The organism is Aestuariivivens sediminicola, assembly GCF_022662015.1.
GTDB classification, from domain to species: Bacteria; Bacteroidota; Bacteroidia; order Flavobacteriales; family Flavobacteriaceae; genus Aestuariivivens; species Aestuariivivens sediminicola.
Map to the genome: position 1 here is coordinate 169,768 of NZ_JAKMCM010000005.1, position 12,609 is coordinate 182,376.

At 32.8% G+C, this 12,609-nt stretch carries 11 protein-coding genes; all 11 read right to left on the bottom strand.

Annotated elements, in window-relative coordinates; all coding sequences use genetic code 11:
* Positions 1–38 precede the first annotated feature (38 nt).
* Complete coding sequence (locus MR041_RS12325) at positions 39–3,362, bottom strand: SusC/RagA family TonB-linked outer membrane protein (RefSeq protein ID WP_242094371.1); 3,324 nt, start codon at positions 3,360–3,362, stop codon at positions 39–41.
* A gap of 209 nt (positions 3,363–3,571) precedes the next feature.
* Complete coding sequence (locus MR041_RS12330) at positions 3,572–4,753, bottom strand: FecR family protein (RefSeq protein WP_242094372.1); 1,182 nt, start codon at positions 4,751–4,753, stop codon at positions 3,572–3,574.
* 453 nt (positions 4,754–5,206) lie between these two features.
* Positions 5,207–5,737, bottom strand: coding sequence for an RNA polymerase sigma-70 factor (locus tag MR041_RS12335; RefSeq protein ID WP_242094373.1), 531 nt, complete (start codon positions 5,735–5,737; stop codon positions 5,207–5,209).
* Positions 5,738–5,824: 87 nt separating this feature from the next.
* A complete protein-coding gene (locus MR041_RS12340) occupies positions 5,825–6,952 on the bottom strand; it encodes an alkaline phosphatase (RefSeq protein ID WP_242094374.1) in 1,128 nt (375 codons plus the stop codon).
* Between the two features lie 497 nt (positions 6,953–7,449).
* Positions 7,450–8,028 (bottom strand): hypothetical protein, encoded by a 579-nt coding sequence (locus MR041_RS12345; protein WP_242094375.1) that lies wholly within the window; start codon positions 8,026–8,028, stop codon positions 7,450–7,452.
* Between the two features lie 27 nt (positions 8,029–8,055).
* Positions 8,056–8,262: a hypothetical protein gene (locus MR041_RS12350; protein ID WP_242094376.1), complete on the bottom strand. Its 207-nt coding sequence runs from the start codon at positions 8,260–8,262 to the stop codon at positions 8,056–8,058.
* Between the two features lie 15 nt (positions 8,263–8,277).
* Complete coding sequence (locus MR041_RS12355) at positions 8,278–9,420, bottom strand: hypothetical protein (protein WP_242094377.1); 1,143 nt, start codon at positions 9,418–9,420, stop codon at positions 8,278–8,280.
* A 192-nt stretch (positions 9,421–9,612) separates the two neighbouring features.
* On the bottom strand, positions 9,613–9,909 hold the full coding sequence (locus MR041_RS12360) for a hypothetical protein (RefSeq protein ID WP_242094378.1): 297 nt from the start codon (positions 9,907–9,909) through the stop codon (positions 9,613–9,615).
* On the bottom strand, positions 9,909–10,259 hold the full coding sequence (locus MR041_RS12365) for a helix-turn-helix domain-containing protein (protein WP_242094379.1): 351 nt from the start codon (positions 10,257–10,259) through the stop codon (positions 9,909–9,911). Before MR041_RS12365 ends, MR041_RS12360 begins: the two co-directional genes overlap by 1 nt.
* A 42-nt stretch (positions 10,260–10,301) precedes the next feature.
* On the bottom strand, positions 10,302–11,171 hold the full coding sequence (locus MR041_RS12370; RefSeq protein WP_242094380.1) for a hypothetical protein: 870 nt from the start codon (positions 11,169–11,171) through the stop codon (positions 10,302–10,304).
* Positions 11,172–11,303: 132 nt separating this feature from the next.
* Entirely contained in the window at positions 11,304–12,530 is a 1,227-nt protein-coding gene (locus tag MR041_RS12375) for a site-specific integrase (protein ID WP_242094381.1), read from the bottom strand.
* Between the last annotated feature and the right edge of the window lie 79 nt (positions 12,531–12,609).

Genomic DNA, 12,609 nt, shown 5'->3' on the forward strand with positions numbered 1-12,609 from the left:
AAATTTTATAAGTTATTCAACATACTTATTTTTAATGACTAGAACGTAAGCGAAAGCCCAACAGAGTACACTTTTGAAACAGGATACCCACTAACATCTAACCCAATGCCACCAACTTCGGGGTCGATTCCCGAGTAATTAGTAATTGTAAACAAGTTTTCACCTGAAAGGTATGCTCTTAAACTCGCACCTTTCATAACATGATCGAAGACACTTTTTGGCAATGTATAGCCCAAAGTGATGTTTTTTAACCTAAGATACGAACCATCTTCCAAGTACCAGGTAGAATTAGTGCCAAAGTTTCTATTATTATCCAACGTTGATAATCTCGGTATATCGGTATTTTGGTTGCTTGGTGTCCAGGCATTCAAAATTCGGTTATCGCGGTTGTAGGTTTGCTCATTCATCGCATAGGTGGAATACTTAGCACCATTAAACAGATTTATATCTTCAACCCCTTGGAAAAAAACGAATAAATCAAAGTTTTTGTATTCCAAATTAGCATTTACTGCATAGGTAATCTTGGGGAATGCATTGCCATGGTATACCCTATCGTCATCTGATATGACCCCATCATCGTTTGTATCCGTGAATTTAAAATCACCTGGTACCGCGTTGGGTTGAATAAGGTTACCGTCTTTTTGGTGACTATCAATTTCTGCCTGGTTATTAAAGATGCCTTCCCAAGGAACTAAGTAGTATGAATATAAAGGCTGTCCAGCTTCAGACCGAAAAGGGCGTAGTGATGACCGTACATCATCACTGTGAGAAATATTATCGCTGGTGTATCCACCTAAATCGATTAATTCATTTTTTATAGAACTCAGGTTCATCCCTACCGAGTATTTTAATGCCTTATCAAAATTTCTGTAATTCACACTAAATTCATATCCAACATTCTCAACCGTACCAACATTAGATGGAGGCCCATTGGAAACACCAGTATGTGTATTTGGTGCATTGATAAGAATCATGTCTTTGGTGGTTTTCTTAAAGTAATCGGCAGTAAGCTCCAATTTTCCTTTGAATAAACTAGCATCTAAACCAAAATCGGTAGTTTCAGAAGTTTCCCATTTTAAATTTGGATTGGATTGTGAATTTATAAAATAGGCTTGGACCCGTTCAGCATCACGACCAAGATACACGCTTCTTGTCGAACTTATAGGTATATTGAATGCATAACTGTTTACCGAACGGATGTTACCTATTTGTCCCCACGAAGCGCGAAGTTTTAGGTTACTCAGCCAGTCCACATTTTCCATAAAGGACTCTGACGAAATTCGCCAAGCTCCAGAAACGGATGGAAATACATCTTTACGGCTACCACTTACTAATTTCGAGGTCTCATCTTGACGGATACTTGCCGCTATGTAGTATTTGTTATCAAAATTATATCTAACCCGACCTATGGCAGAGGTTAGTGCTTCCTCATAAGCACTACTTCCCCAACTTGTAATATCTCTAGCATTTCTTAAATACTGGTACCAGGATTCTTCTCTAAGAAAGTCTTGAGCCTCCACAGAACTACTTTCAAAATTAGTGTATTGAGCCGAATATACAGCGGTTAAATCTAAATGGTGCTTCCCAAAATTTTTCTCATAGCTTATTTGGTTATCCCAGTTCCATATGTACCTTTCTGTCCAAGATTGATCCAGATAGTTCTGTAACGTACGTCGACCAGACTCAGGAATTTGTGGGGTAAAGGTCTTATTTTCTTGTTTTAACAAATCTATTGAAAACGCGGACCTAAACTTTAATCCCTCTATAATATTATAATTTAAGAATGCATTAGCATTAATTTGAGTGGATGGGTTATCCACAGTGGGACGCAATAATAGAGCAACAGGGTTATACACGTCCCCATAGGCTCCGGCAAAAGCAGAGCCTTCTGGTGCTACCCCGTGGAAATTACCAAATTCGTCGTAAACTGGTGCGGCAGATGGCATATACATGGCATTAATAATGGCTCCAGAATAACTGGAAGACGTATTAACGCCGTTTCCGTCGGTACGCGTGATATTTACATTTTCGCCTATGGTTATCTTATCTGAAATATTGAAATCGCCCTTAAGCCTTAAAATAAGTCTTTTGGAACTCGTTCCAACCAAAGTACCTTCCCTGTCTTGAAAGTTAAAGGAGGTCATATAATTGCCCTTATCATTTCCGCCAGAAAAGGTTACGCTTGCATTTGTAAATAAAGCATCCCTAAAAATGGCGTCAATCCAATTCGTGCGGTTTATTGCTCCCCAAGGGTTTTGTACTGGATCGTGTGCAGGTAATCTACCTACACCTGCATTGTCTGTTGCTTGGTTGTACGCGGCACTTTGCTCTTGTGCGGTTAAAGGGGTAGGTAAATTACTTGCAATGTAGAATCCAGATGAAATTTCAACATTCACCCTTGGTTTTCCAGATTTACCGCTTTTGGTGGTTACCACAATAACACCTGATGCTGCTTGTGCCCCATAAATTGCTGCCGCTGCCGCGTCTTTTAAAATACTCACTGACTCAATGTCATTTGGATTTATAGGGCCTCCATAATAAGGCATTCCATCTACTACGAAAAGTGGAGTTTCATTACTTAAAGTACCAATCCCTCGTATCACTACTGATGGACTTGAAACAGGTGAACCACCATTTTGAACTACGGTCACACCAGCGACATTACCTTGTAGGAAATCGGATATTGAAAGCGAAGGTCGGCTATTGATTTTGTCTAATCCAGAAACTGTTGCGATTGAAGATGATAAATCTGCTTTTTTGGCAGTACCATACCCAATTACCACAACCTGTTCTAAACCAACAAGATCTTCCAACAAAGTAATGTTGATAGTTGATTGCGAGCCAATCGCTATTTCTTGGGTTTGCATACCGACATAAGAAAAGACCAGAACATCATTTGCGCTTATTTCAATAATTGTGTAATTGCCATCAAAATCGGTTACAACACCTTTATCTGTACCTTTTACCGATATAGTAACTCCTGGAATGGGGGCACCATTTCGGTCAACAACTTGACCAGAAACCTCGGTAATTTGTATATTATCATCAATAGGGGTTACCTTTTCACTAATAATAATGGCATTACTCTCAGATAATTCGAAATTAAAATTGGCAAGCGTTAGCGCTTTTTTCAATAAATCCTCTACCAAAATTTCCCCTTTTTCCAGTTTCACTTTGGGTGCATTTACAAACAATTTTTTAGGATAGATAAAATCATAATTCGTTTGTCTTTGAATGATTTTAAAGACCTGTCTAATAGTTGCATCTTGATCATTCTCTATCATAACTTTCTGCTGGGAGAATACGTTTTCTCCATTAAAACTAAATACAGCAGTACAAAATAATAAAATGAAAGTCTTCATAATTGAAGTTAGCAGCCGTTTTGTAAAAAAACGGACATAGGTTAGTTTAATTTTCATAAGTTTGCAATGTGTTAGTTAAACAATTAATTAATACGTCTAAAAGGGGCGAAGTTTTGACTCTGGAAATTTCACTACTTCGCTTCCTTATATTTTTACTAAATTACTTCTGGATTAAACGGTAAAGCACTTAACCCGAAAAATCTAATCTATTATTTTAAAATCACATTTTTACCGCTGATAGTATAGTCCGTTATAGTGCCAAAGTTTTTAACACTTGATAAGACGGTTTCTATATCTCTATTTTTTCTTAAAACACCAATAAATTGTTCATCCTTAACTTCATCATTCATAAAAATAACTTCCATATCGTACCATCTGGACATCACTTTCATAATCTCCTGAAGGGATTTGGAATCGAAAACGAACACGCCATCTTTCCATGAAATTTCATTATAAACATCTACAGTCTTAATAGCAATATTGTTATTATCCTTATCTAAAATAGATTGTTGATTTGGAATCAACTTTTGCTGATTATCATTAACCTTAACCATTACAACACCTTCAACCAAGGTTGTATGAATCGTTGTTTCATCTTTATAGGCTTTTAGATTAAACTTTGTCCCTAAAACCTCTATATCTTGGTTCTGATTATGAACTATAAATTTTACGCCGTTATTTTGTGAACTTGGACTCACTTCAAAATAAGCTTCACCGTAAATTAGTTCAACCTTACGACTTTTTGTAGCCTCAAAAACAACAGGATATTTAATTTGTGATTCTGAGTTCAACCATACTTTTGTGCCATCCGAAAGGTCTAATTGATATTGTCCCCCTCTTGGCACCGTTAAATAGTTGTATTCAACACTATTCTTATTGGGATTTTCCTTATTGTAAACCAGTAATTCTCCAACGTTCCTAGCATCTTCATTTTGGAATGATATATCTTTTCCTATTGGTATATTAGTGCCGTCATGTAATGTTAATATAGCCTTACTGGAGCCAGTTTGAATTATCTCTGTGTTAATTATAGGGTAATCATCAACGGTAGTATCGTTAGATTTATTAATTATGTTCAGTCGAAACAGATAGCCATTTATAAGTATTAAAATTAATACTGCTGCTGCATACCGGATTATTTTTCTTTTATAAAATGGTATTGGTTTAATTTTATGCTTGGATCTTATCTTTTTCTTGACCATCTCCCATGCAGCTTCGATATCTAATTCTAATATCTCGTGAGCATCTTGACCTTCGTTCTTAAGTTGAAGCAACAGCTCGTATAACATCAAATTTTCATTTGACTTTTTTATCCAGTTTTGAAAAATACTTTCTTCTTCTTTTGATAGCTTATTTCTAAGTTTTTTTAATATAATTTCCTTTATTTTCACCTTTTTCTATTATTGAATAAACTTTCCTTTTATTAGTACGACCAAAAAAGTGAAAATAGGGTGATGATTTTTTATAAATAATTTTAAAATTCCTTTATTAAACCAAAAGCAGGGTTTTGAGTTTAAAAAAGGGAAGATCTCCAACCTTCCCTTTTCTTAACTAACTCAAACATTGAGTTAAACACTTAAACTAACTACTTAATAATCAAAATTTTAATATTCGCTTTTCACCTTAAACTTACTAATAGCAAGGCCATAGTCAATATTTCCTCCTTAATAATAATTCTTCAATATTCTTAACATCTTCATCTTTGAATGATGTATTTTTTATTGTTGAAGTATTGATAACATATTGTAATGATCAAAATGCCTTACTTGAACTAGTTTGAATTAGATCCGTTTATTTTTAAGATCAAAAAAATGAAATTTGGGTGATGCATTTTTAAATTTTTTTTAAGATTTCTTTATTAATGCAAAAACGAGGGTCAAATATATTCCTTTTAATGATTGTCTTAGGGTTCTAAAAGCTTTCTTCATTTGTGTTTTAACAGTATTGACTGAAACACCTAAAACTTCGGCCACTTCCTTATACTTTAAGCCGTCTAAAACGCACAGTAAAAAGATTCTTTTGCAGTTTTTTGGGAGCTTATCTAATTGTTTGTATAGTTCTATTTTATTTTTAAGTGCCTCTAACTCTTGAACCTCTGTGTTTTGATCGGTATAGAAAAGACTGTCTTTGGAAATAAATTGTTGGTATCCTCGCTGTTTCTTTTTGAACTGGATTTTTTTTATGCTAGCATTTCTCACAGAAATCCTCAAGTAGCCCTTAATATTGTCTATTTCATTAAGTTTATTTTGTTCTATTATTTTAACAAAAACATCCTGAACGACATCTTCAGATTCATTTATATCTTTCAGATAATAATAAGCACATATACATAAATCCTTATAATTTTCATTAAATATGTTTTTTATTCTATCCAAAATATTTTTTTTAAAAATTCAATATATCAAATTTATTAGAAAAAAATATTTAATAGACAAAACTGTAAAAGCCATAAAAAAAACACTTTACTTATCCCAATGTGTCACCTTAAGTATTTTTTCAAAGATCTCATTATTCTCATAAATACCAACAAATTCTTCGGACCCAGGGCCATAAGCAAATACAGGTATTAAAGTAGCTGAATGACCTCCAGTTGAAAAAGTTGGGCTTATTTCGCGATAATCACTTGATACACTACCATCTTCTTTTTTCCTTTTCTTAGCCGCCAATGTAAACCCTCCCGTTTCGTGATCGGAGGTTACAACAACCAATGTATTGCCATCTTTTTCAGCAAAGTCTAATACCTTACCAATCACATTATCAAAATCAATTAATTCTGAAATTAAATAAGGCGCATCATTACTGTGCCCTCCCCAATCAATTTGCGAGCCTTCACTCATTAAAAAAAACCCTAAATTATCTTTACTTAAAAATTCAATACCTAGCTCAGTAGCTTTTGATAGAAAATCACCTCTTCCATCTTCCATCTTTGGCATTTTATATTCTGCTAATAAGAAACCTACTTTTTGTGAAAAAGCGATTTGGGAGAAATCACTCAAGTTATCTGTATAAATGGTGAAATGATTGCGTCTAAATTCTTCTAACAAATTTTGTTTATCACTACGTTTTGTAAAAAAGTTTAAACCACCACCTGCAAAAAAGTCTATTTCAGACTTATGTAATTGTAAGGCAATATCTTCTTCTTGACCTCTGTCAAAAACATGAGCATAGAAACTAGCGGGGGTTGCATGAGTTATTGAACTAGTAGCAATAACACCTGTTTTAATATTTTTTGTCGATGCAATTTCAACTATATTTTGAAGGTCTTTTTTTTCAACGTCAACACCAATTGCAGAATTATATGTTTTAACTCCACAAGCAAAAGCCGTGGCTCCAGCTGCTGAATCAGTCACATCTTCTTCAGCTGAAGAAGTTTTTATTAATCCAATATTTTGAAATCGTTTGTAGTTTGGCATAGACTCTTTAAAATAAAAAGCAGAAGATATTTGAGATAATCCAGTACCGTCACTAATTAAGAAAATAACATTTTTTGGAGTCTTTATAATTGTTTTGTTGTTTTCAATATTTGCTTGATTACAACAAGATAACCCAATGGCAATAAAAGAAATAGTAATTTTTGTTAATAATTTCATGGTCTTAAAAGATAAATTTAATAGTTTCTATATAACCCAATTAGGTATTTTAACTGCAACACATGTTTAGGAAATATTTGAAGACTTAGACATATGATTTAAATTCTAGTTAACGTCAAACATTTCCCTAATAAATTACCTAAGTTCGATAAGATTAATATTTAGTGGTGTTACAATAGTAAAAAGATGGATTTTTAATAATTAAAAACTGTGAAATTCAATTTTTCAAACTAAAATGTCCTTGATCTTTTATCAATAAGACCCAAAATCTATACTTAGGGTGATATTTTTGAGACATTTTTTAAATGAGAGTAATTTAGAAATGTTTTTAAATTAGGCTGAAGAATGTCATGTTGCTAATATTATGTTTTAGTTTTTTGTTGAATAATAAAGGTTACTTTTTTTTAATGAAAGTAATTTATACTAATATTCAGTCGGTTATACTTTTGAGGCGCAAATAAGATACATAATAGTCCTCATATTACTAAATATGTTATTTACTTAATAAATAACCTTTCAATATTTTCTTCTGGTATTTCTTCGGCTTTTTGTATTTTTTTTATGATTTGCAAATACTTCTTAGTAGGTTTTCCTGAATAAGTCTTCTTAAAATGTTTTGTATAAAGTTGATGATAAAGGTTGTCAAGTTCAAAAAAGCCTCCATAAACCTTATCCCATAACCTGTATTTTTTACTTTTTGTTTGGCTTTCATACATACCACTTGGCAAGTTCGAACGGTGCATAAACCTTTCACTGATGAGGTGAAGTTTTCGACATCTTTTATGTGTAAATGGACAGATGAAAAACCAAACATAGCCAATGCCCAAATTTGATGGTATTGAAGTCAATTTAATATTATAGTTATAATCTGTTCCATTACATTTATAATCCAAAGTTAGCAGATTGTCTTGATTTAATATAACAGTGATACTTCCTGTTTTTTCACCCCTAAAACTCCATGTTATCGTTCCTCTTTTATAGGTTCCCTCTTCCAAATAGTTCCATTTTTTCAAATCAGAAATGGATATAGATTTTACCTCATCGAATAGAAATGGATAGCTTGAATATCTCCCCATTGTTTTAACCTAAATCATTAAGGAACTTTAATCAAAACTGAAAGGCTCTCCATCCTTTGAATGTACTGTTTCAACTTTTGGGAATACATAGGGCATAAGCCTACATATCACATTTGCCCTCTCTTTTGGGTCTAGTTCATCCAGAGTTTCAGGCATTTTTTTGATTTCATTTTGGATGATGCTTTTAAGGTTGTTCCTTAAATCATTGGTCAATATTTTTTCTTTTATGTTCATTATTATTCTTATTTGTTAAACTGCTCTTTTTATGTTCTGATATAATGTATCGTTAAGTTTTTTTATTTCATAAGTTGGGACTGCTCTTATTTGTTCTTTAAAAACTTCATCCATGATTTCAATGGTTTGCTGCAGGTGTTCGGATTTTACAATAACTGAATCGTGTATCGTGAAAGGTATTATCCCATGTTTTACAAGTTCCTTTGCCAAACAGTCAATAAACAAATAGCTTTCAATTCGCTGTAAGTAGATAGGGAGGATTCTGTGTTCTTTTTTCTTTAGAATCTTTACAGTTTCATAGACGAATGGATAGACACTTGCAAATACCTTTTTGTCTTTTTCATAGGGAATTGTTTTCCTGTAACCAGAATAGAATTCATTTCTTGAAAAGAGAACCTTGAACATAATATCCTTGACTTTATTTCTTGTAATCTCTCCTGAATATCTTATAACAAACTCATCATACAGAGTACCGTTAAAGACTGAATCGTAGAAGTCTCTTAATTTCACCATTGTCGATTTTTCTTGGTTTTGGTGAAATAATAAAACCTTTCTAATTACTTTAATACCAAAGGTTTGTAATAGTTTTTCTTTATGTAAATAACAACATAAGGTATCCCTGTTGTTTATTATATTATCTATCAATATACCTAACAAGAAAGGTTGAGAGTTCTTAATATCTATACTTACATAATCTCCTAATATAAATTGCCTTAAACTACTTTTTAAATTGGTCAGATTTGTATCAAGTCTGTTATTTGTTTTGTTCCTTTTAAAATATCTAAAACGCTTGTCCTCCATGTGGTTAAGTGAAGTTAAATAAGATAGTTTTTGAGCTTCATTTGAGTTGTTTAGAACCCATTTATTTGCTTCTGGATAGTCCAGCTCCATCTTCATAAATTCGTCCCTCATAACCTTTAAATGAGGCTCTAATCTGTTATAATGAGCCTTCCTTTTATAAAGATTATTTACAATTCTCTTGTATAATTTAATGTCTGTTGGGAGTTCAAATTTTGATATCCCAACTATGAACTTTGGATTCAACTTATACTTTAATGATTTAATTCCCGATGAATAACTTTTGTCACTGATTATAAATTCACCATTTTCCATTATTTTGATGTATCTATCTATATTGCTTATAGTTATGCTTCTCAAAAATGTTCTGTTAAGTGAAAAATATGCTTCGTTCTTGTATTGTATCTGCATGACAGTCAAATGATGAATTACATAATAGAAATAAACTCTTTGATACTTAAAGTTAGGAGGGTACTCCCTTAGATATTTATCCAATTCACTAACTAACAATTCAGGCAAATACAAGATTATAGGCTTGCTTACCCTCATGACTCAAAATAATATGAGTTGATTGGGCTTTGGGATCAAATTAGGATCTGCCGTATATTCATTTACATACGGATACCCAGTCACTGAACATTTACGTTTTCTAATAACTGCAATTCGTCCTTGTTCCAAAAGATTATCTAAATGCCTACATATATTTTCACGCATAATACCCATATAAACATCAAGCTCTTTAATAGTCATAGGTTTAACCCTGAAAGCGTTTAAAACCCTTTGTAACTGTGCCTTAAATATCGTATCTTGCCCTTGTCTTTTATTTGGGCTGTTTTCATGGTTTTCCATTATTTCAGCCCTTTTTTATTGTTATACAAATACGCTTCTGCTTCCTGCTCAATTTCAGCGTTTGACTTTTTACGCCCCTCTTTAAGGTACTCCATTAGTTCGGTACTGGAAAAATACAGGCGTTTGCTTCTTTTCATTACAGGTAATTCACCTTTGCTTACTTTGCTGTAAATGGTAGGCATCGTAAGGTTTAAGAATTGTGCAGCTTCCTGAACAGTTAAGAGTTGTTCTAGCTGTTCGGTGGGAGGTTTACTTTCCTGCGTATTGTTTTTTAAACAAGAATTAACGCAATCAATAATTACCGTTTGCAAGTCCTCAATCGGTAATGAAATAAATACTGTTTTGTTCATATTAAATATATTTTAATACAAACAAATAGCTATTTACAGGCTCTATTTTCCCAGTTTTCCACTTTGGGAATATTGGGAAAGTATTGCTTTAATATCTAATTCAACTTTATTGTCTTCAATCCTTTTGTACTGCTTCCTGAATTCACTTGCATCTTTTGAAAGGTTCAGCCCTTTTACTTTCTGATTCAGTAAATCTTTGTAAACGGTATCCTTAAAATGCTTTATTAAGGGTTTGGGTTTATGGTTCTTTAACACCTTAATCCACAAAGGAAATATTCCTTTTGCTTTGCCTATGTAATTATTTATTGCATCAATTACAGGTGTTTGTAATTCGTTTAAAATTTTCAAACAAGCTTCAGCATGTGCAGGATTATAAAAAAGTTCTTCAAACGTTTTCGGGGTTTCCTGTTCAGAGTGTACCCTTGCGTTTTGTTGAGGGGATAAGGCTTTTAATTCGCTTTCCCAGTATTCCAGTTGTTCGGTAAGTTCAGCCCTTATGCTTTCAGCTGCCTTTTGTTCTATTTCGGTTTGGTAATCGTATTCAATCAAAACAGCTTTTATGAGGTCAATATATCCCTGTATTATTTTTGTTCGTTTGATACCAAAATGTTTTTCAGCTTCGGTTTTCCACTTAGGGAAATGGTCGGGTAATTCCTGAATAATATTTGCAACTTGGAAAGGCTCGGTATTCTGTATTCGCTTTTTTAAACCATTTACCAATAAAGGGTAATGCTTTTCTGCTAATTCAGGGTTGTTGCATAACCACTTAACCCATCCATCAATGTTTTCAGTTTTGATATATTCCTTTTCCCTTTGATAGTCTTTGTAGATTTCAGCCTGTTGTTCGGGGTTGGCGTTGTAGTATTCAAATAATTCATCTTTTTTAAGCCATTTTTCAAAGTCTTTGTCCATTATCTATAATGCTTTAAGGTATTACATACCCAGTTTAATTTAATTGGCTGCTGTTCGTTTATCTTCTATATTCCAAGTATTGGGGTTTATCCATAAATATTTCCGTTAATTCCTTAATTTCCGAAATTCTTTTTAATTGGCTTGTTTAAATCCTGTTGTTAATACATCAGTTTGGGCTTGTATTTGCTCATTTTCAAAGCTATCTAAATAGTTTTGGGTAACCCTTATATCGCTATGTCCTAACAAATCACTAATCATTTGAATATTTGCGCCTGAACGTTTAAGTACCGTGGCGAAGCTGTGCCTAGCATAGTAGGTTGTTACATTCTTATCTATACCAACTTCACTAGCTATTTGTTTTATGTATTTGTTAATTGTTTTGGTCAATTGCTTATAGGTTGCCATTTCTTTTTGAGTTGACATCCCTTTTTTTAGGTGAGGAAAAATATAAGCCTCATTATCAATTGATGGTTGCCCCCACTTTTTTATAACTTCCAAAGCCTGCATTTTTAATGCAACCGTAATAGGTTTTTCGTCTTTCTTGCTTCTTTTGGTTTTTTCTCTTTTATAGGTAAGGATTTTGTTATCAATGTTCTTCCATGTGAGAAAACAGAAATCTTTTACATTCATACCATTACACAAATAAAAGAATATCCAATAATCCTTTGCCATTTCCTTTATGCTACCAACCTCTGCAGAGTAATTGTATATTTTGACAATTTCGTCTGTTGTTAAAGCTTTTTTAATGTTTCGGCTTGTTGGTATTGAATATTTATTTTTCCCCTCTCCAAACGGATAAATACTCTTATCTAGGTTTTGCATATTATAAATAGCCCTTAAACTTCTTAGGTAGATACCGATTGTAGATTTGCTTTTCCCTTGACTTAGCATTGACGATTCATACCTTTCTAAAAAATCTTTGTTTATATCGGCAAATGTCAAATCAGGCTTGAATGCTTCAAGGCTTTTTAAAGCATATTCATAGCTTATAGCAGTACTTAGTCGCTTTTCAGTTTTTAGGGACTGGATACGCTTTTCAAAGGCATAAGAAACACTGTCTTTTATATTTCTATTTTCCAAATATTGTTCTTCAAATAATTGAAAAGTGAAAATAGTCATGCCTTCTATTATTTTTGAGGCTTTATCCAAATAGTAGGTTAGTTTTAAGAAAGACTCTTTTTGTTTATCGGTCTTTCTTTTGCCAAACATTATTTGCTCAAACTCATTGGGCTCAAAATACAGCCCAGTTGAGAAATACTTTCTTTTTCTATTATAGGTGATTTTAATTTTTGCTGAACATTTACCGTTTTTATTTGGCCTTAATGTATCTAAATAGATAATTGCGTCTGCTTTTTTCATTATTTGTAACACATTTGTAACACAAATGTAACTAAACAACACAAAATAAACAGCTATTTAACTTGAATAATAATTCAAT